A 24384-nucleotide genomic window follows, 5' to 3' on the forward strand; every position below is an offset into this window, starting at 1 on the left:
TGATGCTAAGACGCTACACACCGACAATCTATTTGTTGCTCAGTGCACTGATAGCTACTTTGCTATTTAGTGTTGCTGTGCAAGCGAAAGTGCCTTCTCATCAGGTTTCGTCCTCTGGCTCGTCGATGATTGCAATCAGTTTGGATGGCTGCGGTACGGTGATGGATTCTGCATCTATTTCTGGCTGCTGCGATCCCGGTGGATCCTGCTTTGAAAAGCAGTGCTGCTCTCATGTTCAAATCTCAAATATTGCTCTAGTCGAAACGACAGCACGTTCATACAGTGCGCCTTTTCGTTACGTTCTAGTCGCCAGTATTCCCGTGAATTACTCTGATGCAGGGGTTCACTCTCTGTATCGACCTCCTATCGCATAACTCTTATTTATCCGCGATTTTTCGCACCACGTTATTCACACAACACCTTTGTGTGCCTTTGATTTGAGTGTAAATAGGCTCGGCTTATTTACACCATCCAGTGATGGGAATAAGAATATGAATGTTGAAGTTTTTTTCGGTGCTGCTTACTGCGCCGACTCTTGTCTGCCTGTGTTTCCGGTGAATGGCCTATTTGGTAAGCAAGGAGGCGGTTATGTCGCATAAGTCTCTGACCGCCTTTTTATTTGTTTCGGTATGCCTGATTTGGGGAACCACATGGCTTGCAATGGAAATAGCCGTTGCGAGTATTCCGCCTATTTTTGCTACCGGCCTGCGTTTTTTGATTGCAGCACCATTGCTGGTGTTATTGGCGATAAAGCTAAAACAGCCTTTGCTGTTTCCCAAAGGGAAGCAATTTTGGATGTTTGTTGTCGCCATATTCTATTTTGCGATTCCGTTTACCTTGATGATTTTTGGTGAGCAGTACATATCCTCGGGGCTCGCTTCGATCATCTTCGCCAATATGCCGATTGCGGTAATGATTACATCTAGCTTATTTTTAGGGTTACGGCTGAGCAAGCTGCAGATCTCGGGGCTATTGATTGCTGTATTGAGTTTGGTGCTTATCTTAGCGACAGAAATGACTTTGGGTGGTAAAGATTACTTGCTTGGATCATTGGCGCTAGGCGGGGCGGTCGCAATTCATGCCGTGATGTATGTCTTTGTTGAAAAGTATTGCCGTGCCATTCCTGTACTGACTTATAACGCGATACCTAGTTTCATCGCTTCGATGTGCTTGCTGTTGGCTTCAGCATGGCTTGAGCAGCCAGAGGTTTCTGCTTTCTCCACAGATTCGATGGTAGCGGTAGCTTATCTGGGTTTATTCGCGAGTGTGGGCGGGATAGTGGCCTACTTTAAACTTGGACAAGTGTCGACGCCGTTTACCGCCTCTATTTGTTTTCTATTCTTCCCACTGATTGCACTGAGCCTTTCAAGTTGGGTCGCAGGAAACAGCTTTTCGATGACATCTTTGCTGTTGATGATGCCACTACTGCTCGGTATTTTGATAACCAAAGCACAGCCGTCTTTCTGGCTTAAGCTTCGTTTTTGGCGCGTAAAACAAGCGCCAGTGCTGTGTGCGCAATGCGCGAAACGGCTTAGTGTGTAGTATTAGGCCGCAGATATAAAAAAGCCCCGCAGTTCTGGCGGGGCTTTTATTTCAATGACACTGATTATTCAATGTTTTGGATCTGCTCACGCATTTGTTCAATCAGAACCTTAAGTTCAACACCAGATGCTGTGATATCAGTGCTGATTGACTTAGAAGCTAGCGTGTTCGACTCACGGTTAAACTCTTGCATCATAAAGTCTAGGCGGCGGCCACACGCGCCACCTTTTTTCAAGATGTTGGTTGCTTCTTTTACGTGCGAGTCTAGGCGATCTAGCTCTTCCGCCACGTCAGATTTTTGCGCTAGTAGGATCAGCTCTTGCTCTACACGTGATGCATCAAGCTCAATTTTCGCTTCTTCAAACTTCGAGAATAGACGCTCACGTTGCCACTCTAAAATTTCAGGCATACGAGCACGCACTTTTACGACTTCTTCAGTGATTGCATCCAAACGCTGCACGATCAGCGCTTTCATGTTCTCACCTTCACGGCCACGCGCTTCAATAAACTCGCTTACGGCTTCATCGAATGCACCAAGTAGATCTTTGTTCACTGCATCCATATCCTGCTCAGACGTTTCCATTACGCCCGGCCAGTTCATTACTTGGAATGGATTTAGGCGGCTTTCTTCGCCGGTCATCTGCATTACTTGGTTTGCAGCACTAATGACTTGCTGTGCTAGATTTTCGTTGATGCTTAACTCGCCTTTTGCCGCTGGGTTCGCTTCAAAGCGCAGTGCACATTCAACTTTACCGCGTGCTAGACGTTTACGAAAACGCTCACGTAGCACTGGCTCTAGGCCTCGGAACTGCTCTGGCAGGCGGAAGTAGGTTTCAAGGTAGCGTTGGTTAACACTACGAATTTCCCATACCGCGCTGCCCCAATCGCCTTTCACTTCTTTACGAGCGTAGGCTGTCATACTGTAGATCATCGAATTTTCCTGTTTAATCATCTTTGAAAATAACGCGGGGCAATAGTAGCACAGATCCCAGACAGATAGCTTTGATGAGTAAACTTCGCTATAATCCTGCTCCAACCAAAAACGTCTCCCCCTTCATATAAGGTAGATGCCCATGCGTCCAAACGATCGCAAGGCGGACCAAGTTCGCCCAATCAAAATTACTCGTAACTACACAGCTTATGCAGAAGGTTCTGTATTGGTTGAATTCGGCAATACAAAAGTACTTTGTAATGCGACCGTTGAAGAGAACGTTCCACGTTGGCTAAAAGGTCAAGGTAAGGGCTGGGTAACGGCTGAATACGGCATGCTGCCACGTTCAACCCATTCACGTATGCGTCGTGAAGCGGCAAGTGGTAAGCAAGGTGGCCGTACGATGGAAATCCAACGCCTGATTGCTCGTAGCTTACGTGCTGTGGTTGATCTAGAAGCGATGGGCGAAATCATGGTGACAGTTGACTGTGATGTAATCCAAGCAGACGGCGGTACGCGTACTGCGTCTATCTCTGGTGCAAGCGTTGCGATGGCTGATGCTTTCCAACACTTAGTAGAGAAAGGCAAGCTAAAAGCGAACCCAATGAAAGGCCACGTAGCAGCTGTTTCTGTGGGCATTCTAGGTGAAGACATCTTATGTGACCTTGAGTACACAGAAGATTCAGCAGCAGATACCGATATGAACGTAGTGATGACCGAAGACGGTCGAATGATCGAAGTTCAAGGCACAGCAGAGGGCGAACCGTTCACCCACGCCGAGCTGATGAAGTTGCTGGAGTCGGCGACCAAAGGTATTACCGAGATCGTAGCGGCGCAGAAGGCGGCGTTAGAAAATTGATTCAGATAGCTCCCAATTGGGGGCTATTTTTTTATTTTCGTCATAGATAGCATTGCAGCGTTGTTAACTGCACTCTTTCCCCCTAATCACATAGGTTCCCTATGCTCATAGGGCTGAAAGCGCTTGTTGCCTAGCTGCCAAGCCATCTATTTAGAAAATGTTTCTTTATGTTATGAACCGTCTAGAAAACTAGACCTTTTATTTAGAGAGAAAGTAATGAAAGCATACCAGCGTGAATTTATTGAGTTTGCACTAGAGAAAGAAGTCCTAAAATTTGGCGAGTTTACTTTAAAGTCTGGCCGTAAGAGCCCGTACTTCTTTAACGCTGGTCTTTTCAATACTGGTCGTGACTTAGCGCGTCTAGGTCGTTTCTACGCAGCAGCGCTAGCAGATTCTGGCATTGAGTTCGACGTACTATTTGGCCCTGCGTACAAAGGTATCCCAATCGCGACAACTACAGCAGTGGCATTAGCGGATCACCATGATGTGGATACGCCTTACTGTTTCAACCGTAAAGAAGCAAAAGATCACGGTGAAGGTGGTAATCTAGTAGGTAGCGCATTGGAAGGCCGCATTATGCTGGTGGACGATGTTATCACTGCGGGTACGGCAATTCGTGAGTCGATGGAAATCATTCAAGCTAACGGTGCTGATCTGGCAGGTGTTTTGGTTGCAATTGACCGCCAAGAGAAAGGTAAAGGTGAACTATCAGCAATCCAAGAAGTTGAGCGTGACTTCGGTTGTGCAATCATCTCCATTGTTAGCCTGACTGATCTAGTAACTTTCCTAGAAGAGAAAGGTACTGACGCTGAGCATCTAGAGGCAGTGAAGGCGTACCGAGCTCAATACGGTATTTAATCGGTTTCAATACCAAGAAATGCAAAAAGGGCTGATGTGTGCACATCAGCCCTTTTTATTTATTCAAGATCACTTGTATCGAATGCCTTTCTCGATATTTTCATCGGCCATAGTCTTGTAACGCTTGTGGAGCCACATCCATTGCTCTGGGGCGCGAAGGATGACTTCTTCAACGCAAGTATTCATATACTTAGCGGCAGCCAGCTCATCTTTTTGCGGGTAATCAGCTTCTATAGAACGATCGGCGATGATCTCGTAGAAGCCTTCATTGTTACGAAACCCAGAACCGGGAACAATGGCACACTTACTTGTGTACGCCAAGATGCTCGTACCTGTGGTTGTACATGCGTCTTCAACAGCAAAGAAAGGGACAAAGACAGATTTATTTCGACCGTAGTCATGGTCTGGTAAATAGAAAAGTCGTTCGCCTTTGCGCATTACTTTGATCATCTTCTTGACGTCTTTACGGTCAATCAACTTATTCCCGTTGTGGGTTCGCCCCCAGTATTGGATGAAGTTATACGCTGGGTTGTTATGTGGGCGAAAAGCACCGTATCCTGCAAGCCCCATAACCGCAAAGGCCCTTGCGGTTATTTCTAAGTTAAGTGCATGAACACAACACAATAGAACACCTTTGCCATTGGCATCGTGTTCTCTTAAAACTTGTACATCTTTTTCGATGATACGCCTTTTAAACCGCCACGTTGGCCAGAACCAGGTTATCCCCGTTTCGATCAGCGCCATGCCTGTGTTACGGAAATTCTCGCTGACAATCTCGGCCACCTCTTGCGGTGATTTCTCTGGGAACGCGAGTTCGAGGTTACGAGTAGCGACATGGACTCGCTTTTTACCAAAGCGCATACCAATTTCGCCAAGTTTACGACCGATAAGCTGCAATACTCGATACGGCAGGATATTTACGATGAGTGCGAGTAAGCCAAACCCTAGCCATACTCCCCAGTTTTTAGGGTGTAGCAGGGACAGCTTGAATTCTGGTTGTTCGTAATGGTTCGATTTACTCATAATTACTGTATTTGAGCACTTAATAGCGCCCAGTATTCGTCAAAGTTGGCCGTTGGCTGGTATTTAAAGTCTGAGCGTACAAAGCGGTTTAAGCTGCCTTCTACTTGCCCTAATAGCTGTGCTGCTAAAATGGTTTCATCAACTGGGAATGACTTTCCTTCGCGTAATTTGCGTTCACGTAAGATCTGGCGTAGTTGAGTTTCAATACGTTCAAACAATTGATTAATACGCTCACGCAGTCGCTCGTTTTCAAACATTAAGGCATGCCCGGAAAGGATACGTGTCAGGCCTGGGTTACGCTCCGAGAACGCAAGGATAAGCTGCAGCACAAGGCGAATACGGTTTAACGTATCTTTTTCGTCATCAAGTATGCGATTAATGCGCGACATTAAAGATTCCTCGATGAACTCTATTAAGCCTTCAAACATACGCGCTTTGCTAGGAAAGTGTCGATAAAGTGCTGCTTCAGAAACCCCTACTTGTTTAGCCAGTTTTGCCGTCGTGATGCGTGAAGCACCGTCATTGGACTCTAGCATTTCAGCCAGTGCTTGTAAGATCTCTTCACGACGATTTGATTTTCTTGTGCCGGCCATGGCCTCTTCCTTTTTATTACAACATATTGAATAGACAGGTTACTGTTCGCTAAGCGGCTAGTTTAACGAACAGTGATTCGACTGCGTAGTATTTAATAATAAATGATTGAAGTTGGTGCTATATGCGGTCGTTTATATGCATCATTATTGCTTTTGCAAGCTCGTTTTTTGATGCCAAAGGTAACTCAAGTTCACCTTGTTTGTCGTAGATAGTAATCGCATTGCTATTACTGTTAAAGCCTTGTCCCTCAACAGAAACATCATTTGCACAGATCATATCAAGATTCTTTCTTGCTAATTTACCACGCGCATACCGCTCTACATCTTGCGTTTCTGCTGCGAAGCCAACTGTAAATGGTCGGTTTTTTTGTAAGCTAGCAACGGATGCGACGATATCTGGATTCTTCACCATACTGATCGTCATTTGATCACTATCGTCGGTTTTTTTGATTTTTTGATCGGCGACGATCTCAGGGCGGTAGTCTGCCACGGCCGCGCAGCTGATAAACACATCGTGGGATGTGGCGTAGTCGAGCACTGACTTGTGCATTTCTATCGCGCTCTCAACATTCGTTCGAGAAACACCATCTGGTGTTGGTAGAGAAACTGGGCCGCTCACGAGAGTTACGTGTGCGCCAAGCTGTTTAGCAGCTGCGGCGAGAGCAAAGCCCATTTTTCCAGAGCTATGGTTGGTGATGTAACGTACAGGGTCGAGTGCTTCTCGCGTCGGCCCTGCCGAGATAAGAATGGATTTTCCTTCCAGAGGTTTGTCTAGAAATACCTGTCTATCTTGGAAGAATTGTTCGCTCAGTTCAACCAACTGCATTGGCTCTAGCATTCTACCTGGGCCGATATCACCACATGCTTGCTCGCCCGCAGCTGGCCCCCAAATGTGCATACCTCGGCGCTCTATAGTGGCGATGTTTTCTTGAGTCGCTGTATTTAGATACATCTGTTGGTTCATTGCAGGAGAAACGGCGACAGGAGCATCGGTAGCTAGGATGAGGGTCGAAAGTAAGTCGTTGCCCATTCCGGCCGCCATACGAGCGATTAAGTCTGCCGTAGCTGGTGCCAATAGTACTAAATCGGCCCATTTGGCGAGCTCGATGTGTCCCATTGATGCTTCTGCAGCAGGGTCTAATAAACTGTCAGCAACTGGATGGCCTGATACGGCTTGCATGGTGAGTGGGGTGATAAACTCTTTGGCAGCATTGGTCATGACGACACGAACTTCAGCGCCGCGCTCAATCAATCGACGTGTTAGCTCTGCACATTTGTATGCGGCGATACCACCACTGATCCCTAATAGGATCTTTTTGCCCGCTAGTGTTTGCATGTTGTTATTCCTTCAAATCTCTGCGACTAAGATAGCATGGAGGCGAATCGCGTTGCTAGTCAGCACGCCTTGAGTCTACGCAGCGCTAGCCAATAGTGTTAGACACATCAATTTCAACGCCAAGCCAAGTCATTCGAAGCTCCCGCTTAACGAAATGAGTTTAGCCCGTAAACTTCATAGGCTTGCTGATGAGTTGAAAAGGAGTTCACCATGAGTATCAAGTCACTGCCGAATGAATCTATGCCTAGAGAAAAATTACTGAGTCATGGCCCTTCATCGCTGACTAACGCGGAGTTATTAGCGATATTTTTACGAACCGGTACTCAGGGGATGAATGTCATTGAGCTATCTGACCGTTTGATTAAAGAGTTTGGCTCACTGCGTGAGTTATTTTCATCAAGTAAGAAGGAGTTCTGTAGTCACAAAGGGCTTGGAGAGGCGAAGTATGTCCAGTTGCAGGCGGTGTTAGAAATGACGCAGCGCTATTTAGCTGAAACGCTACAGCGAGGAGATGCGTTGACTAGCCCGGAACATACCAAGCTTTATCTTTCGAGCATATTGCGTGATCGTCAAAGGGAAGCATTCTATATCCTGTTTTTAGATAACCAACATCGCGTGATTCAAGATGAGATCCTGTTTGAGGGAACGATAGACGCTGCCAGCGTTTACCCCAGAGAGGTTGTAAAGCGGGCACTTCATCATAACTCAGCCGCCCTTATTTTAGCGCATAATCACCCTTCAGGCGTTGCTGAGCCTAGCCAAGCTGATAGACGAATTACTCGTCGATTGAGTGATGCGCTGGCCTTAGTGGATATCCGGGTGCTGGATCACTTCGTTGTAGGCGATGGTGAAGTGGTTTCCTTTGCGGAACGTGGATGGATTTGAATCACATTTTGGCTTGTTAGTTGCTAAAAATCTGTTATCATCCCGCCACTAAAATTATCAACCTTATTCAGCTTTGATTGCTTGAGCTTTAATTTTTTAAAGAAAAGTAGCCCTGCTTAAAAAAAGATCACGAAAACCTGTAAAAAGGATCTGTTCGGGTCTTGAGCAATGCGTGTCAAGTTAGTATAATGCGCGACCTTTGATAGCCTTGTATGGACTTTCCATAACGGTTTTCGACCTCAACTTCTTATAGATTGCGAGGTTCGGCCACCAAGGTTGATATCGAGCTGAAACGATTTGGAGAAGACATTCATGTCCCGAGTATGCCAAGTAACTGGTAAGCGTCCAGTAACGGGTAACAACCGTTCACACGCACGAAATGCTACTAAGCGTCGTTTTCTGCCGAACCTACAAACTCATCGTTTCTGGGTAGAGAGCGAAAAACGTTTTGTTAAACTACGTCTAACTGCTAAAGGCATGCGTATCATTGATAAGAAAGGCATCGATGCTGTTCTTGTTGATATCCGTGCACGTGGCGAAAACGTTTAAGAGGAATTAAGCAATGGCTAAAGGCATTCGTGAGAAAATTCGTCTAGTATCTTCTGCAGGTACTGGTCACTTCTACACAACTGACAAGAACAAGCGTAACATGCCAGGCAAATTCGAGATCAAAAAGTTTGATCCTGTAGTTCGCCAACACGTTATGTACAAAGAAGCGAAAATCAAGTAATTGATTGAACTCTTTGAAGCTTCTTGTTTAGAGAAGATTGCGTAAAACCCAGCTTTCGAGCTGGGTTTTTTGTTTTTGATCTCAGACAACTTCTCGCTGCTTACACTTCAATCCTTTATACTGAACTTATGACAAGGAAAATGTAAAGGTTCTGAATTATGCGAGTTTCTCCTGCCAGACGCCGCCGCTGGAACAACATTCTTATGCTGGCTGTGATAGCGTTTATCGCAGTGCTCAACCTGCCTACGATCATTAAAACCTATTTGGTCGAAGAACCTCAAAGTACATTCCCTTATCTTATTAACCCGAATGCCGAGTTACAGGCGCTGCATTTTAGTGATTGGTCGTTAGAGAAAAATCAAAATCGCTGGCGTATATCTAAGCCAAGTAATATTGCCCCTGAAGAACTGGCTGCCAGATGGCAATCACTAGTTGGAACAGAAGTCGACGAGCGAACGCAACAGTCGTTAGGCGCTGCACTTAGAGAACCTAAAACGATAGAGGTGTGGTATGCCGATCTTGAAGAGCCTCAAAGGATCACGCTTTATCAAACCCCACAGTTCTGGCTGCTGAAGAACTGGCAAGACAAATGGATAGCGGTATCGGTCGATGCAAGTTATCTTATTCCCACCTTTTAGAGCTGATATAGAGAAACACTGTGCCTGAGTTACCTGAAGTTGAAGTCAGTAGAATGGGGATCACGCCTCATTTGAAAGGTGAAACCATTGATCGCTTTACTTTTAGAACTGCTAAGCTTCGTTGGAATATCCCTCAAGAGCTTAAATTACTTGAAGGGCAGGTGATTCGTGATATTTCAAGGCGTGCAAAATATCTGATCATCGAAACCGATGCCGGAGATGCGATTGTTCATTTAGGTATGTCTGGGTCATTGAGAGTATTGGACGCTGACTTTCCAGCCGCCAAACACGATCATGTCGATCTCAAACTCTCCAACGGTAAGGTACTACGTTACAACGATCCGCGCCGTTTTGGTGCTTGGTTGTGGAAAGCAAGTGAAGAGAGCCATAAAGTCTTAGAGAATATGGGGCCAGAGCCGTTAACCATAGAGTTCAGTGCCGACTACATAGCCGAAAAAGCCAAAGGGAAACGTGTTGCGGTGAAGCAGTTCATTATGGACAACAAGGTGGTTGTTGGAGTGGGCAACATTTACGCCAATGAATCACTGTTTAGTGCGCGAATTCATCCTACGCGAGCAGCAGGCAAGCTCACCAACAAAGAATGGAAACTACTGGTAGAAGAAATAAAGCAAGTACTTGATACGGCCATCAAACAAGGTGGAACAACGTTAAAAGATTTCGCTCAAGCAGACGGAAAGCCTGGCTACTTTGCTCAAGAATTACAGGTGTATGGCAAGGCAGGAGAAGCTTGTCCAAGCTGTGGTCAAGAAATTGAAGAGCAGAAAATTGGCCAACGAAACACTTTCTTCTGCTCTAATTGCCAACAGTAGTGGCTACCCCTTCCACAATTTAGTCGGTTTATAATCGCTTCCGAGCAACTTTAAGTGATAGAAGTTCGTCGCAAGGTTCAAAGTCATATTTTTGATTTTGTTGACGATCTTCATTGTCGCAACAAAGTAATCCTTCTTTCCTTGACGTTTGCGATTACCAATAACGGAAGGCTTGTTCCCACCCCATAAACCAGATTGGCACACTCCAAAGATTGGCTGTTTGTGGATCCAAGCATTACGCAGGAATACATCAACAGGGTAATCAAAAGTTTTGCTGTGTTCGATAAATGCTTTGGCTGTTTTCGGTGAGATTGCGTATCCTGTCATACACTGCGGGATTTTTAAGTATTTTACCAATCGCTGATCACCATAGGTACGAACTTGGTAAAACATATCGTGGTTACACGTATTTTCAATGCGGATGTACCCACAATCATTTATATGAGCTTTAGCTATTTCTAGAGAGTGGCAGAACATTCGTTCATCGATATCGAAATCATCTTCAAATACAATGATTGGTTCATTAAGCTCGACGCATTTTTCCCACATTAGATAATGGCTGGCATAACAGCCCGCCTCTCCGATAGCACCTGGGCGTCCCATATTGAGTAGAAAGGTCCTTTCTCTGAATCTTTCTAAGAGTGGGTGTGTATCGACTCTAGCATCAACACCAATAAAAAACTCAACACTAATATTTGCGCGTTTTAGAACTTCCGCTGTTGTTATTTGTCTGTCGTTACAATCTTTGAGTGTGATGCAATATGCTTTCATGAGGTATTCATATTGGATAATATATGTAACAAAGATTAACAGCATGGCGGATGTTGTGTCCACTGACTTGAATGCCGTATTGATAATATTGTATGCAATACTTAGTGCTATATCTAAAGCTAATGAAATACCTTCGAATCAAATATGCTATTTATTGAAATAAGGCCGACAGCAAAAGTTACTAGTATCGATACAACAGTGTTATAATCCGGAATATTTTATGGTTGAGGTGACTGGTATTGTGAAGTTCATTTACTACCTGAATTATATGATGCGAGCATTTGCGCCACAGATTGCGCTAAGATACAGAAAGTCTGCTCTAGAAAAAAAGTTTAACGACAAAAAGAAGTACATAGACAACAGAGTTAGATATTACGTTAAGTTAAGGCAGTCCTTTGAGTTACCCAAAGATGCAGTGTCAAGAGCAACCTTCAAGCATAAAGGGCAAAGTCAGTATGTCATTGATTTAATGTCAATAATGTCTTTTTTCCCAAAGCATTACCGCTTTTTGTATTATTTCGGCGATGAAACACATATTGAGCCCTATCCTACTTTGTTTAAAGCTAGACCTATAAATGGTGACAACCATAATTCCGTTTTGACAAAGCTGGTTAAATCTCGACACTTTCGATTCTATCCAGATAAGAGAAGCTTTCAAGAGAAGAAAAACCTTGCCGTTTTTAGGGGGGCAGTAAAGCAACCTCATAGAGTTCGCTTTATGGAAACAATGTTTAACCACCCTTTAATAGATGCTGGCCAGTCTAATCCATCTAACTTGAATCCAGAGTGGCAGAAGCCATTTATGTCGGTCGAAGAGCAAATGGATTACAAGTTTATTATATGTCTAGAGGGGCATGACGTAGCCTCTAATTTGAAGTGGGCGATGTCTTCGAACTCAGTAGTAATAACGCCTAAGATGAAATATGAAACTTGGTTTATGGAAGGGACTCTTCAAGCAGGTGTGCACTATGTCGAGGTTAAAGATGACTGGTCTGATTTTGAGGAAAAAATACAGTTTTATATTAATCACCCTGAGGAAGCTGAAAACATAGTTCACAACGCTCATCGGTATTTATTGCCTTTTAAGGATAATGATCTTGAAGAGCTTGTGAGCATAAAAACTTTAGAAAAGTACTTTGAGTTGTCAGGCCAGGTGAAGCAGTAAATATGAGAAAAATACTTATTATAGGCCCGTCTTGGGTGGGAGATATGGTTATGTCCCAGGGCTTGTATATTGAGCTGAAAAAGCGTGCCCCAGAGGCTAAAATTGACGTATTGGCTCCGGCGTGGTGTAAACCTATCCTTGAGAGAATGCCGCAAGTTAATCAGGCGCTTGAAATGCCATTGGGGCATGGTCAGTTTGACTTAAAAGCTCGTTACCAAATTGGTAAATCGCTTCGACATACAGAATATGACGTGGCTTACGTATTACCCAATTCAGCAAAATCAGCGTTGATTCCTTTCTTTGCTAAAATCCCTAAGCGGGTTGGTTGGAAAGGGGAGATGCGCTATGGATTACTTAATGATATTCGAACCAACAAAAAATCTTTCCAATACATGTTGGAGCGGTATGTTGCTTTAGCACATCCAAAACAAAGTATGACTGGAAGCGGCTGCTTAGGTGAGCTATCAACCCTGCCTTATCCCGCACTTAATGTACTGGAATCTACTCAAACCGATGCGATGAGCAAGTTCGGTCTTAACACAGATAGACCTATTTTGGGCTTATGCCCTGGCGCTGAGTTTGGACCAGCCAAACGTTGGCCTGATAATCATTTTGCCCATGTCGCTACGGAAATGATTAAGAAAGGTTACCAAGTATGGCTGTTTGGATCGGCAAAAGATAAAGAAGTCACGACCAAGATTATTGAACAGGTAGCTAAAGATAAGCAACAATACTGCTTTAACTTAGCTGGTGACACGAGCCTAATCCAAGCAATTGATCTGATAGGAGCATGCAAGACCGTTGTAAGTAATGACTCTGGACTTATGCATGTCGCTGCGGCCGTTGGTTGTAATGTGGTTGCGGTTTATGGCTCCAGCTCCCCTAAATACACGCCACCACTTACTAAAAAATTGGCAGTATTAAATACAGATATCGATTGTCGCCCTTGCTTTCAACGGACCTGTCCAAAGCAGCATATGAACTGTTTAGTTGAACTGATGCCCGAAAGAGTGGTGTCAGCAATTGAAGGGTTTGATGCGTTAAGTGTCGGGTAGGGCGCAAGGAATATGACGACTTTTATACGTTGGTGCTACACCGTTATTCTAGCGATAGTAAGCCCGTTGCTACTAATTGGACTCTATCGCTCAAGGCCAAATAAGCCCAAATTTGGCAAGCGCTGGAAAGAGCACTTCGGCTTCGCTCCACCTCTTCAAGAAAAAAGCAGGGGAGTTATATGGGTCCACGCAGTCTCTGTGGGCGAAGTTCTAGCTGCAAAGAAGTTTGTTACATCCCTTCAAGATAGATATTCAGATAAACAGGTGCTTGTAACAACAACCACTAGCACTGGGGCAGAGCAAGTAACCACTTTTGAGGGAAGCGTTTTGCACCGCTATATGCCGATTGATTTTAGTTGGTGTGTTAAGCGCTTTCTAAAAGCTATGAACCCAGAAGCGTTATTCATTATTGAGACAGAAATTTGGCCTAACACTATAAACTCAGTTGCTCAAACTGGTATACCGATTGTTTTAGTGAATGGGCGATTGTCTGAAAAATCTGCGCGCAACTATCAGAAACTTTCCCTGCTTATCTCACCTACATTAAGCTTGCTTAGCCGTATATTGACAGTTCACAGTGATGATAAAAATAGGTTTGAGTCCTTAGGTGTTGCACCCAATAAAGTCGAAGTCACTGGGTCAATAAAATATGACGTAAACGTCGATGATTCGATTGTTATGCAGGGAAAAGAGTTAAAGCAAGAACTTGGCGAAGACAGGAAAGTTCTAATCGCAGCAAGTACTCATCAGGGAGAGGATGAGCTTATATTATCAGCGTATCAGCGTATTAAGGTGAAAGTGCCTGAATCACTACTCATTTTAGTTCCTCGTCACCCTGAGCGTTTTGATGCTGTGGAAAGATTAGCGCAGGAAAGTGGGTTCTCTGTAGTACGGCGAACTTCCCTTGATAGTGATACAAGTACCGACATGGATGTATATTTGGGGGATACTTTAGGAGAGTTGATGGTGATGCTTGCCGCCAGCGACATTGTCTTTATGGGGGGGAGCTTACTCGGGAGTAAAGTTGGGGGGCACAATTTTATAGAACCCGCCTTACTAAAAAAGTATTGCCTAACAGGCCCGAGTTATTACAATTTTTCGGATTTAGCTAAACAACTAATTGATGCCAAAGCGCTTGAAATTGTCAATACACCAAAAGAAATCGCGGAGTGCGTGGTGACACTTATTCATAACGAACATTCTCTACTTGAAAAAGGCCAAGCTGGCTACGATTATGTTCTTAAGAATAAAGGAGCCTTAGAGAAAACATTAGGGATATCTGAACAAGTATTAGCGGGATGATGATAGAGCTACTAATGGTGATTTCAGTCATTGTACCCCTGCATGATGACATTGAAATCGTAATGTAGTGCATTGATGTTACCAAGTGTTTGCTCTTTTTTAAACGAACGCAGCAGACGACTTAGGTTTCCCTTTTTCCATTTGTTTCCTCTTTGTTGACCGCATTTATCAAAATCGATCAACCATACTTTCTTATTTTTATCGATCAGTATGTTGTGTATATTTAGGTCTCTATGGTTAACTTGCGTATCATGCATCTTCCGAATTTCTTGACCAATACGATATAGTATTTCGGGGCTTAGGCTTTCACTTTTCAGTACGCTTACTAGATCTTTAGCATCTTTTATAAGTTCAACTAGAATATCAGCCCTATAAGTGAAAGTTGCCACTGTAATTTTAGCGGCAATAGGGCGTGGTACATTTACCCCAGCTTTAGATAAAATCTCTAATGTTTTTAGCTCTTTGTAAGGCCGCGAATTTGCCAGACCCCAAAATAAGTATTTATCTGTAAAAATTCGACCCAGAAGCCCCCCTCGGTAGTAATGTCGAAGTGCAATTGGAATCAAGCCTCCTCGAATAAACCACGTTGTTCCTCGCCCTTGCGCACTCCCGATAACCGCTTCTCTTCGCTTCCAAAAATCTACAGAAAAGGCAGACTCAACTTCTTCTATTAGTAGGGCTGGATTGTACCAATAGGTTGTATTACTCGATTGCGTCTTAGTGAGCATGAATCTTTGTCTCGTATGGGTATGTTTATGGCATAATAAGTACAAGATTATATCAAATACTTTCTGAAAATGAGTCGTTCTAACAATTTTAAAAAGATCCTAGTCATTGCGACACATTGTATTGGCGATAGCTTGTTGGTTACTGTTTTTACACATAGCCTCAGAGCAGCGTATCCTGATGCAACTATAGATGTGTTGGTGAATAGCCGTGGAAAAGCGGTGTTTGAATCGAACCCTGATATTGATAATGTTGTTGAAATATCAAGGCGAGCAAAGCTTGGGGAGTACCTTAGACTATTGCGAGACTTTGGGCGTTACGATTTGACGGTTAATGAGCGATTAAACGACCGGACGCTTATATATAGTCTATTGTTCGGTAGAAAGCGTTTGGGACCGGTCCACAATAAGCTAAAAGGAGCGTGGTTGAGACGCTGGGCTTATAATTTTCACATCACTGAGCGAGACACTTTTGAGCATAAAATGAGTCGAATGGCTCGTATGTTGGATCTGATCGATGTTGATGTTATCCCTAGACTAGTTTCCCCAGAGGAAACGATACCTTTACATGTGATGAAAAGATTGCCAGAAAGGTATGTTGTCATCCATACCCCATCTTCGAATGAAATCAAACAATGGCCAGTAGAGCACTGGAGTTTGGTGATTGAACACTTGTTAACGCTAGGGTACAAGATAGTTTTGACCGGCGCCCCATCGAGTAGAGATAGAGATATTGTAAAGGGAGTACTAGAAGCAATTCCAAACCCAAGTCATTCTCAGCTCTATAATGCCCTTGGTGATCTGACTCTGGCGCAGATGTCTATGTTGATTAAGAATAGCGATGGGTTTATAGGACCAGATAGTGGTCCGGGGCATATGGCTTCTGGTTTTCCTATACCTATAATTACGCTGATAAGTGTCGCACCTGCAAGTGTTTGGGCTCCATGGCCATACGGTATGAGTGTTTCGCGACATGTGAACTTGTACACCAATGGACGACTTCCTATGCAGCGACAAGGAAATGTGATGGTCCTGCAGTCTATTAGAGGTTGTGTTCCTTGTTTTAAGAATAAATGTGCAATCAGTGATGACGTATATTCGCCGTGTTTACAAGACATAACTCCTGATCAGGTGGTTCGCGCCATTCAAGAAATGATCCCGCTAAAGGAGCTATAGTGAGAAGAGAGTTAGTAAAGGTACCGAAATCTATTTGTGTTATTCGGTTGTCAGCAATAGGCGATGTTTGTCATACATTATCTGTTATACAGAGTATTCAACGAAACTATCCAAGTTGTGCTATTACCTGGGTGATGGGTAAAACAGAAGCACAATTGCTTGGAGATATCCCAGGCATTCAAGTGGTAGCTTTTGATAAAAAGCAAGGTTTCCGGGGTATGCGTGAAGTTTGGAATAAGCTATCAGAGTCTCATTTTGATTATCTTCTACACATGCAAGTTGCCCTAAGAGCTAGCATATTAACTCTTGGAATTCGAGCTAGTACAAAAATCGGATTTAGTTGGAAGCGAGCCAAAGAAGGGCAATGGCTTTTCACAAATATGAAGTTACCAGATAGCCCAGCTGAGCATGTTATGGATAATTTTGCACTTTTTGCTAAGCAATTAGGGTGTTCTGACATTGCTCCTCAATGGAATATCCCTCTAAACAAACAAGATTTTGATTTGGTAGAGTTGGCGTCTAACCCAAAGTATGCAGTGATTTGCCCGTCCGCTAGTAAAGATGAAAGAAATTGGCTTCCGGAAAGGTATGCTGCGGTCGCTGATTACCTCTCCTCAAAAGGATTGCAAGTTTGGCTGTGTGGCTCTCCGACTAACAGGGAGCGACTGTTCGCCGAGCAGATTGAAGCGCTGTCTAAATCTCCGCTGAAAAATATGGTGGGAGAGACAAATCTAAAACAACTAACAGCCGTGATACAGAAAGCGGTACTTGTCCTGGCGCCGGATTCAGGTCCAGTTCATATAGCAACTACGCAAAGTACTCCAGTGATCGGGTTGTATGCTCATAGCAACCCCAAAAGAACCGGTCCTTATTTCTCACAGAATTTAGTTGTATCTGAATATGAGAACATTGCTCGAGAGAGAATGAACAGAACCCCTGAGCAGTTGAATTGGGGCACACGGTTTAAAGGAGACAATTTAATGGAACGAATTTCTATTGAGTCTGTTATCTCGAAAGTAGACATTGTTCTCCATGAGCAAAGTCTTTCAAAGGTGTAATATGCAAACAGCAATCTACCCAGGAACATTTGATCCAGTAACAAACGGTCACTATGACTTGATAAAACGAGCTAGCTCAATGTTTGAACGTTTAGTCGTCGCAGTAGCAGCAAGTCCAAGTAAAAACACATTATTTAGTCTTGAGGAGCGAGTGAGTTTGTTACGTGAAACATGTGTTGGGCTAACAAATGTTTCTGTTGAAGGGTTCAGTGGTCTTTTAGTTGATTTTGCAGAACAGCAGCAAGGAAACATATTAGTACGTGGCCTTCGAACAACTATGGACTTTGAATATGAGTTTGGTCTAACAACAATGTATCGCCGATTAAACCCTAAGCTAGAGAGTGTATTTTTGACACCCTCAGAAGAATTTGCCTTCTTATCTTCTACTTTGGTTCGAGAGGTGGCTATCCATGGTGGTGATATAGGTGACTTTGTACCTTCTGTGGTTTATCAGGCTGTACTAACAAAGACAGATAGCATGAATTCATTATGAATATTTTACTGTATACGAAAGCGACGTTACCAATCCGAAATTATGGTGGTACAGAGCGAGTTATTTGGAACCTTGCACATGCGTTATACAAATTGGGGCATGAAGTTACTTTACTTGCTGGAAAAGGAAGTAAATGTAACTGGGCTAGAGTGCTTGAGTATCAACCTAGTCTCCCTCTTAGTGAACAAATCCCGCGTGATATAGACGTCGTACATATGCATGCAGGGTTTCAACCAGTAGAGCAGCCCTACATAATTACCCAGCATGGGAACTCGAATGGACCTATAAATCCAAATACAGTCTTTGTGTCGGCTAAGCATGCCGAAAATCACGGTGCTCAGGCGTTTGTGCATAATGGCTTAGATTGGGACAGTTATTGTAAGCCGAATCTAACAGGAGCAAGGGAGCGCTTTCACTTTCTGGGGAAGGCGGCTTGGCGAGTTAAAAATGTGAAAGGGGCGATAGCTATTACTCGGAAAGCTAACCAAGCTTTAGATGTGTTAGGTGGGTACCGTCTTAACTTCAAAATGGGCTTTCGGCTTACGTTGGATCCCCATGTTCGATTTATGGGGATGGTAGATGATGCGCAAAAATCATACGTGATGACTCGCTCTAAAGGGTTGGTGTTCCCTGTTACATGGCATGAGCCTTTTGGCTTAGCTGTTACTGAAAGCTTATATTTTGGTTGCCCAGTTTTTGCTACCCCTTACGGTTCGCTAGCAGAAATAGTTTCCAGTGATGTAGGGGTTTTATCTGCAAGTGAACAAGAACTGGTAGAGGCGGTTCGAAATTCAGGTGACTTTAGCGGCAAGAGGTGCCATGAATATGCCAGAGATATTTTTAACGCGGACGTTATGGCTAAAGCCTATGTAGATAAATATCAAAAGGTTATCGACGGTCATACGTTGAATGAAAGTCTAGGTGACATTACAAGTGTTTTCAAAAAACTACCTTACATAAGATAATAGTTTGCTATGAAAGAGGGGGCTCCCCCTCCTTTGTATATTAGTAACCTAAATATGGGTCAATACCATTTCTACGAGTTTTAAGTAGCTTTAGTATCCACATATATTGTTCCGGCTTCGAGGTGACAAACTGTTCAACTACTTGGTTCATAGCTCGGGCATCTACCTTTTCATTACCCGATAACTCTTCTAGAGGGGCTCGTATATCAATTTCATATTTGCCAGTTACTGTATTATAACTAGCAAATAATGGGACGATTTTTGCCCGACTTACTTTAGCTAGTTTTCCTAAGCCAGGAAGGGTTGCTTTTTCTGTAGCAAAAAAATCCACAAAGACACTTTGTTCAGGCCCATGATCTTGATCTGGTAAATAGTAACCGAGATACCCATCTTTTACTGACTTGATGAAGGGTTTAATTCCTCCACTTCTATCATAGACTCGGCCTCCATATTGCACCCGTTGTTTGTGCATTAGCCAATCTGTTAGCGGATTTTTTTGGCTATTGGCCATTGCGGATACTGGAAGTCCTCGTGAGGCTAGTAGTATCGCGGGGATATCGATTGCCCAAGAGTGTGGTACTAGCAAAATGGCATTTTGCCCATTGGTTTGCAGTTTCTCTAAGTGTTCAAGCCCATAAATTACTGAGTTCTTTTCTAACCATTTTTTGCTTCGAAGTGATATAGCAGGGAACCCTAGTAAAAAAGAACCGGCAGTCACAAGGCATTCTTCCAGAATTGTTTCGCGCTCTATTGGCGTTTTATCAGGAAAGCAAAGCTCAAGATTAATACGAGCTTTTTGAACGGGGCCTTTTCGTTTTTTGCTGATTTTGCTTGCGATAAATCGAGCGATTGAAGTTCTCACTTTGTGTGGAAGTAGTGATAACGGTAAACCCAGAGTAAGCCCAACCCATGTACCCCAATGGGTCGGGGCTAGGAAACGATAATCAAACTCTGGATTATAAGCTTTGGGATCAAAATCATTTCTAGGTTTAGTCATATTTTCTCGTGGTTACGTCTCTGGCTCACCCAAAAGCGGCAAAATTATCTACGTTGTGTGTTTCGCTTCATTTGGTAAACTTGAAGCAACTGCTGATAGTTTTTCTCTAGTACGTTTTCCATGTCCATTGTCAAGGCTAAAGAACGACACCTTTTACTCACATCTGTCGTTTTCTTTTTATTAGCCCAGTACGCCATAGCTCGTGCTAGTTCATCAGGGTTAACATCGGCCCCAATTACAGTTGATACGTTTGGGTTTAAGACCTCTTTAGCTCCACAGTTCTCAGTGGTGATTGCGGGAGTACCGCAAGACAAAGCTTCAATAACGGTAAAGCCAAAAGGTTCATATAGAGTCGGTAAAAGGTAACAGTCTGCAAGTGAAAAATAGAGCTCAGGACGACTCTCGCTACCAAGAAACAGACATTGCTCGTATACCTTAAGTTGCTTGGCAAATTGAACATACTCGGATTCATGAGTCTCTCTACCAACAATGAGTAACTGTGCATCAAAGTCAAGCTTTGAAAGAGCTGTGAGGGCTTGCTTTAAGCCTTTTCGTTCGTAACCTGTCCCTAAAAATAGGAATATAGGCTTATTATCGTTAAGACTATGTAATTGCTTGATTTGTTCCGATTGAGTTGCTACTCGTTCTGCGTCAAACCTAGCTGTGTCTACAAAATTGTGAATTACAGTGATCTTGTCTTTTGGTACTCCGTGTGCTTCTTGGATTTCTAATGCACTCTTATTTGAATTGCAGATGACATGTTGATATGCACCTGAAGCCATCGCTTTGCTTTCTATCAGATGGTTAACCCTATCTTTCAAGCGCATTGGTTTATCTAGAGAGCGTGACATATGGTAGCTGGTACCAGCACCTATTCTTAAAACATCATGGCTCCATGCATGTGCTAAACCATAAACTAGATCATAGTTAGAATGTTTTACATGGTTCTCGACCGCTTTGGCAAATTTCCATAGTCGATGTGTTTTACCAAAGCTTATCCCTTTTAAGCGTACAAATTTTACGTTTGGGTGAGGTGGTTCTTTATCATGCGAACGACAGATAATCGTCACATCCTCGCCTCTTTCTGCTAAATAGCGAGCCATTTGATTAAGGTATAGCTCAACTCCACCGGAGTATGCATGTCGTAAATGAACAAGAGCGATTTTCATGGTGCTCCTCAAATTACCTTGAAGCTTAGATTTAGATTACTGCAATTATAGGGTTATTTGATATCTTTTAATCACAGCTTGAACCTGAGCGTCGTTCTGTTCTTGATGAACATTCGACTTGTTGAGTGCGATATCCTGACCATTCTCTATTTCGAAAAAACGGCTGTGGAATGGCCGGTCATCACTAACTTTTGCTCTTTCGATACCGTAGTGTATGCACATAAAGTTAATCCATACATCATCTGCATCGGGGCAAATGGATAGGAAATTGCCGCATTTACATATCTCTGGATGGAGGATGCTTGCAGGAAAAAGAGTTCCAGCACCTGTAGTTAGAAAAGTTAAGGGGCCGTTATGGCTGTATGATACTTCATATCCCCACTCTCGATAAGGTGCAACATTGCTCGAACTATGCTTTATCTCATGGGCTCGCATACCAATGATAGTATTGGGATTTTCTTCCTTTCCTCTAATTAGTAGTTCAATCAAGTCATAAGGATAGATGAAGTCATCATCTACGGTAATGATATCTGCTTCAGGGTATAAACTGAGGGTGGGGATCAACTTTTTGTACGATCTCAAGTTCTTACAAAACCTGACTTCAAGACCTCGTTCAATCTGTTTCATGAGCATTTTCGGAAGAGTATCAATAGTATACTCTTCTTCATCCAGCCAGAGTATTATCCTATCCGCTAAGTAGGTTTGTTCACCTAATGACTCTATCACTAGGTGGACATCATGAATACGCTTCGAGTAAGTCGTCAAGCTGACGACTACTTCTTGCGCTCGTTGCTTTGTGGTGTTTACAAGCGATTGAGCCGAGTTGAGCGCTTTACATGTGAAATGTTGCTTCTTTAAATGACATTCAATGGAGTGATTGATGTTACGTAAATTGCGCTTTTCAGTTTTTCTTTTTCTTAGATAGCTTGTAATAAACCGCATAACATTAACTAATTAGGATTGTGCTGAGTGTAAGTGTACTACTTTTGAACCGGACTAGACAAACTTGGCTTCGCAAACATGTACAAGCAACCTAAAATGATATTGTGGGTATAGATGCCATAGTACTTATTATTGTAAGACTCAAAGTTGTTTATTATTAACCAAAAAAATAAAAACACTAGTAAGAAGTAGAAATCTATAGAGTTGTTACGATTTTTAACATTAAGAATGATTTCTCTATATAATAAACAAAGAAAAAACAGACCTACCAAGCCATATGCTACGAGGGTTTCAAAGTAATAGTTATGTAGATGACCAAAGCCCTTTGTTCGCTCATTAGACTGAAACTTCTCTGAAGTTTTAGTGACCAGGTGAATTGCCGTATCACTGGCACCTAGTAGAGGGTTTTCTACTATCCAATTTTTAGCTTCTAGCCACGAGTTGAACCTCACCCCAAAACTCGTCATAGGTATGTTTTCCCAATCGAAGGTCACGACTTTAACCACGGTCTCAACTTCTTTCTGGCTAATTCTTTTTTGAACTATATCTGACGTGGCGAGGCTACTAATACTAAGCAAAATTGCAGTATAGAAAACAGCAAGCTTTTTCCGTGTAATACGGTATGGGAGGATCAATGGCAACGCTAGTAGAGTTAAAATTAATGCAGCCCATACTTGTCTAGTTTGGCTTACGATTAAAGAAAATGAAGAGAAGCAGAATACTGGAAATACGGGTATTGTATATAGCCACTTGCACCAATTAGGCCACTTAGCATCTCGAATGATACATACAAAGTAACAACACAGCATAAGAATAACAGCAGACATCATAGTCGTGTATTGTGCGTTATGCATACCGAAATCTTGTCGGCTTCCCCTCAGTGCGCGGGTGAAGCTGTTATTTAGCTCATGGTCGTACATGGCTGTGGCTATAAAGCTGATAGCATAGGTACCGAGTAATATAACCTGCCGTGCACGTTTTCCTTGCACCCAAAGGGAGATAAAGGCAAACAAAAATAGGCTAGTTAGAGGTTTAATATTTGGATGACTGGGAACATAGTCAGGTATTGCCCAAAAAGCACCAATCCAGCTTACTATTTGAATGAATATACCCGCTAAGAAAAACCATAAGATCTTTTTGTCGCAGTCGCGATCTTTAAGTTTTAATACTAATAGCGGCAAGCTTCCGAACAAGATTATGTTTTTAAATTGTCCACTTACTTCCAGCATCGACATGGCTGTAGCGCAATATGCGAGACAGACCAAGAACATAAATCGATCATAGGTATCTGATAAGAAGATTCGTTGGAAGGTTTGTATAGTCATTCTTCGGCTTACTGCTTTTGTGAAGTTAGTTCAATTAAATGGAGGCGAGTAAAAGCTCTAGCTGTTTGTAAGTCGCATATATTCTGCTACGCCATCAGCTACACTTTTGAATCTATGATCACACCCAACTGCTCTTAACTTGGTCAAATCGGCTTGAGTAAATTCTTGGTAAGCTCCTTTTAGATGTTCCGGAAAGGGAATAGTTTCAATATTGCCTTTTTGGTGGAACTTGATCACTGCCTTAGCCACTTCTTCAAACGATTCGGCTTTGCCAGTACCAAGGTTAAAAATCCCCGAACAGCCGTTATCTAAAAACCATAGATTAACTTTGGCTACATCACCGACATATACGAAATCACGTTTGAATGATTCACTGCCTTCAAATAGTTTTGGGTTTCCTCCTGCATTCATTTGATTGTTTAAGTGGAATGCTACAGAGGCCATTGAGCCTTTATGTTGTTCTCGTGGACCGTATACATTGAAGTAGCGAAATCCCGTTATTTGTGACAGCGTTTCACCGTGTTCGTTAGCGTCTTGCCATAGCCTGCGAACATAATTATCAAACAATTGTTTTGAGTACCCATATACATTTAAGGCCCCCTCATACTGTTTTTCTTCAATAAAGGTAGTGGTCTCACCATAAGTTGCAGCGGAAGAGGCATAAAGAAATGGTATTTCGCGCTCTAGGCAATAGTGAAGTAGTTCTTTAGAATACTCATAGTTATTGAGCATTATGTACTTACCATCCCACTCTGTTGTTGCTGAACAAGCACCTTCATGAAAAACAGCCTCAATCGGCCCAAAGTCATCACCAGCCATTATTTGAGTTAGGAAATCATCACGATCTATATAGTCAGATATATCAAGGTCGACAAGGTTATGAAATTTTCTACCATTCTTAAGGTTATCAACAACTAATATGTCACTAATACCCTGTTCGTTTAGGGCTTTGATGATGTTGCTACCTATCATCCCTGCGCCACCTGTCACAATAATCATATCAATACCTATATGTA

27 protein-coding genes are annotated in these 24384 nt (G+C 43.0%); 16 read left to right on the top strand and 11 right to left on the bottom strand.

Annotated features, from left to right (window positions below):
• Positions 1 to 2 precede the first annotated feature (2 nt).
• Positions 3 to 374, top strand: a complete 372-nt coding sequence (locus J4N42_RS00555) for a hypothetical protein (RefSeq protein ID WP_252028996.1) — start codon at positions 3 to 5, stop codon at positions 372 to 374.
• A 214-nt stretch (positions 375 to 588) separates the two neighbouring features.
• Positions 589 to 1542: a DMT family transporter gene (locus J4N42_RS00560; RefSeq protein ID WP_252028997.1), complete on the top strand. Its 954-nt coding sequence runs from the start codon at positions 589 to 591 to the stop codon at positions 1540 to 1542.
• Between the two features lie 64 nt (positions 1543 to 1606).
• Here J4N42_RS00560 and J4N42_RS00565 read toward each other — a convergent pair whose 3' ends face one another.
• Entirely contained in the window at positions 1607 to 2473 is an 867-nt protein-coding gene (locus J4N42_RS00565; RefSeq protein WP_252028998.1) for a YicC/YloC family endoribonuclease, read from the bottom strand.
• Positions 2474 to 2615: 142 nt separating this feature from the next.
• On the opposite strand from J4N42_RS00565, the gene rph reads away from it, so the two are divergent.
• Both rph and pyrE read left to right on the top strand, forming a co-directional pair.
• Positions 2616 to 3332: a ribonuclease PH gene (rph, locus tag J4N42_RS00570; RefSeq protein WP_004410877.1), complete on the top strand. Its 717-nt coding sequence runs from the start codon at positions 2616 to 2618 to the stop codon at positions 3330 to 3332.
• A 216-nt stretch (positions 3333 to 3548) separates the two neighbouring features.
• Positions 3549 to 4190 (top strand): orotate phosphoribosyltransferase, encoded by a 642-nt coding sequence (pyrE, locus tag J4N42_RS00575; RefSeq protein WP_252028999.1) that lies wholly within the window; start codon positions 3549 to 3551, stop codon positions 4188 to 4190.
• Positions 4191 to 4259: 69 nt separating this feature from the next.
• Here the strand turns inward: pyrE and J4N42_RS00580 are convergent, their stop codons facing one another.
• The 3 genes from J4N42_RS00580 to coaBC all read right to left on the bottom strand — a co-directional run bounded on the left by J4N42_RS00580 (position 4260) and on the right by coaBC (position 7142).
• Complete coding sequence (locus tag J4N42_RS00580; protein WP_252029000.1) at positions 4260 to 5213, bottom strand: Kdo(2)-lipid IV(A) acyltransferase; 954 nt, start codon at positions 5211 to 5213, stop codon at positions 4260 to 4262.
• Positions 5214 to 5215: 2 nt separating this feature from the next.
• Positions 5216 to 5806, bottom strand: coding sequence for a nucleoid occlusion factor SlmA (slmA, locus tag J4N42_RS00585; RefSeq protein WP_252029001.1), 591 nt, complete (start codon positions 5804 to 5806; stop codon positions 5216 to 5218).
• A 118-nt stretch (positions 5807 to 5924) separates the two neighbouring features.
• The gene (coaBC, locus tag J4N42_RS00590; protein ID WP_252029002.1) at positions 5925 to 7142 is read right to left on the bottom strand and encodes a bifunctional phosphopantothenoylcysteine decarboxylase/phosphopantothenate--cysteine ligase CoaBC; all 1218 of its coding nucleotides are present in this window, start codon (positions 7140 to 7142) and stop codon (positions 5925 to 5927) included.
• Positions 7143 to 7352: 210 nt separating this feature from the next.
• Here coaBC and radC point away from each other — a divergent pair, with 210 nt between their 5' ends.
• From radC to mutM, 5 genes are all read left to right on the top strand, one after another.
• Positions 7353 to 8027 (top strand): RadC family protein, encoded by a 675-nt coding sequence (radC, locus tag J4N42_RS00595; RefSeq protein ID WP_252029003.1) that lies wholly within the window; start codon positions 7353 to 7355, stop codon positions 8025 to 8027.
• A gap of 312 nt (positions 8028 to 8339) precedes the next feature.
• The gene (rpmB, locus tag J4N42_RS00600) at positions 8340 to 8576 is read left to right on the top strand and encodes a 50S ribosomal protein L28 (protein ID WP_004728407.1); all 237 of its coding nucleotides are present in this window, start codon (positions 8340 to 8342) and stop codon (positions 8574 to 8576) included.
• A gap of 13 nt (positions 8577 to 8589) precedes the next feature.
• Positions 8590 to 8757, top strand: coding sequence for a 50S ribosomal protein L33 (gene rpmG / locus J4N42_RS00605; RefSeq protein WP_002535344.1), 168 nt, complete (start codon positions 8590 to 8592; stop codon positions 8755 to 8757).
• A 158-nt stretch (positions 8758 to 8915) separates the two neighbouring features.
• The gene (locus J4N42_RS00610; RefSeq protein WP_252029004.1) at positions 8916 to 9395 is read left to right on the top strand and encodes a hypothetical protein; all 480 of its coding nucleotides are present in this window, start codon (positions 8916 to 8918) and stop codon (positions 9393 to 9395) included.
• Positions 9396 to 9415: 20 nt separating this feature from the next.
• Positions 9416 to 10225, top strand: coding sequence for a bifunctional DNA-formamidopyrimidine glycosylase/DNA-(apurinic or apyrimidinic site) lyase (gene mutM, locus J4N42_RS00615; RefSeq protein WP_252029005.1), 810 nt, complete (start codon positions 9416 to 9418; stop codon positions 10223 to 10225).
• Positions 10226 to 10228: 3 nt separating this feature from the next.
• Here the strand turns inward: mutM and J4N42_RS00620 are convergent, their stop codons facing one another.
• Entirely contained in the window at positions 10229 to 10996 is a 768-nt protein-coding gene (locus J4N42_RS00620) for a glycosyltransferase family 25 protein (protein ID WP_252029006.1), read from the bottom strand.
• Between the two features lie 241 nt (positions 10997 to 11237).
• Between J4N42_RS00620 and J4N42_RS00625 the strand changes: the two genes are divergently transcribed.
• The 3 genes from J4N42_RS00625 to waaA are packed head-to-tail and all read left to right on the top strand — an operon-like array spanning position 11238 to position 14518.
• Positions 11238 to 12161, top strand: a complete 924-nt coding sequence (locus tag J4N42_RS00625) for a glycosyl transferase family 90 (RefSeq protein ID WP_252030761.1) — start codon at positions 11238 to 11240, stop codon at positions 12159 to 12161.
• 2 nt (positions 12162 to 12163) lie between these two features.
• Entirely contained in the window at positions 12164 to 13216 is a 1053-nt protein-coding gene (gene waaF / locus J4N42_RS00630; protein WP_252029007.1) for a lipopolysaccharide heptosyltransferase II, read from the top strand.
• A gap of 12 nt (positions 13217 to 13228) precedes the next feature.
• Positions 13229 to 14518 (top strand): lipid IV(A) 3-deoxy-D-manno-octulosonic acid transferase, encoded by a 1290-nt coding sequence (gene waaA, locus J4N42_RS00635; protein ID WP_252029008.1) that lies wholly within the window; start codon positions 13229 to 13231, stop codon positions 14516 to 14518.
• A gap of 23 nt (positions 14519 to 14541) precedes the next feature.
• On the opposite strand, the gene J4N42_RS00640 is transcribed toward waaA, so the two are convergent.
• Entirely contained in the window at positions 14542 to 15246 is a 705-nt protein-coding gene (locus tag J4N42_RS00640; RefSeq protein WP_252029009.1) for a 3-deoxy-D-manno-octulosonic acid kinase, read from the bottom strand.
• Between the two features lie 69 nt (positions 15247 to 15315).
• On the opposite strand from J4N42_RS00640, the gene J4N42_RS00645 reads away from it, so the two are divergent.
• From J4N42_RS00645 to J4N42_RS00660, 4 genes are read left to right on the top strand one after another with little or no spacing between them, the layout of a single operon-like run.
• Positions 15316 to 16419 (top strand): glycosyltransferase family 9 protein, encoded by a 1104-nt coding sequence (locus J4N42_RS00645; RefSeq protein WP_252029010.1) that lies wholly within the window; start codon positions 15316 to 15318, stop codon positions 16417 to 16419.
• A complete protein-coding gene (locus J4N42_RS00650) occupies positions 16419 to 17477 on the top strand; it encodes a glycosyltransferase family 9 protein (protein ID WP_252029011.1) in 1059 nt (352 codons plus the stop codon). The genes J4N42_RS00645 and J4N42_RS00650 overlap by 1 nt, the downstream gene beginning before the upstream one ends.
• Position 17478: 1 nt before the next feature.
• Positions 17479 to 17970: a pantetheine-phosphate adenylyltransferase gene (gene coaD, locus J4N42_RS00655; RefSeq protein WP_252029012.1), complete on the top strand. Its 492-nt coding sequence runs from the start codon at positions 17479 to 17481 to the stop codon at positions 17968 to 17970.
• Positions 17967 to 18935, top strand: a complete 969-nt coding sequence (locus tag J4N42_RS00660; RefSeq protein ID WP_252029013.1) for a glycosyltransferase — start codon at positions 17967 to 17969, stop codon at positions 18933 to 18935. The genes coaD and J4N42_RS00660 overlap by 4 nt, the downstream gene beginning before the upstream one ends.
• 40 nt (positions 18936 to 18975) lie before the next feature.
• Here J4N42_RS00660 and lpxM read toward each other — a convergent pair whose 3' ends face one another.
• From lpxM to rfaD, 5 genes are read right to left on the bottom strand one after another with little or no spacing between them, the layout of a single operon-like run.
• Positions 18976 to 19932, bottom strand: a complete 957-nt coding sequence (gene lpxM / locus J4N42_RS00665; protein ID WP_252029014.1) for a lauroyl-Kdo(2)-lipid IV(A) myristoyltransferase — start codon at positions 19930 to 19932, stop codon at positions 18976 to 18978.
• A gap of 44 nt (positions 19933 to 19976) precedes the next feature.
• On the bottom strand, positions 19977 to 21101 hold the full coding sequence (locus tag J4N42_RS00670; protein WP_252029015.1) for a glycosyltransferase family 4 protein: 1125 nt from the start codon (positions 21099 to 21101) through the stop codon (positions 19977 to 19979).
• A gap of 45 nt (positions 21102 to 21146) precedes the next feature.
• Entirely contained in the window at positions 21147 to 22043 is an 897-nt protein-coding gene (locus J4N42_RS00675; RefSeq protein ID WP_252029016.1) for a glycosyl transferase, read from the bottom strand.
• 38 nt (positions 22044 to 22081) lie between these two features.
• Positions 22082 to 23368: an O-antigen ligase family protein gene (locus J4N42_RS00680; protein WP_252029017.1), complete on the bottom strand. Its 1287-nt coding sequence runs from the start codon at positions 23366 to 23368 to the stop codon at positions 22082 to 22084.
• A 57-nt stretch (positions 23369 to 23425) separates the two neighbouring features.
• Positions 23426 to 24367 carry an ADP-glyceromanno-heptose 6-epimerase gene (rfaD, locus tag J4N42_RS00685; protein ID WP_252029018.1) on the bottom strand — a complete coding sequence of 314 codons (942 nt, stop codon included), beginning with the start codon at positions 24365 to 24367 and terminating at the stop codon, positions 23426 to 23428.
• Positions 24368 to 24384: the final 17 nt, after the last annotated feature.

The organism is Vibrio sp. SCSIO 43135, from assembly GCF_023716665.1.
In the GTDB taxonomy this organism is placed as follows: Bacteria; Pseudomonadota; Gammaproteobacteria; order Enterobacterales; family Vibrionaceae; genus Vibrio; species Vibrio paucivorans.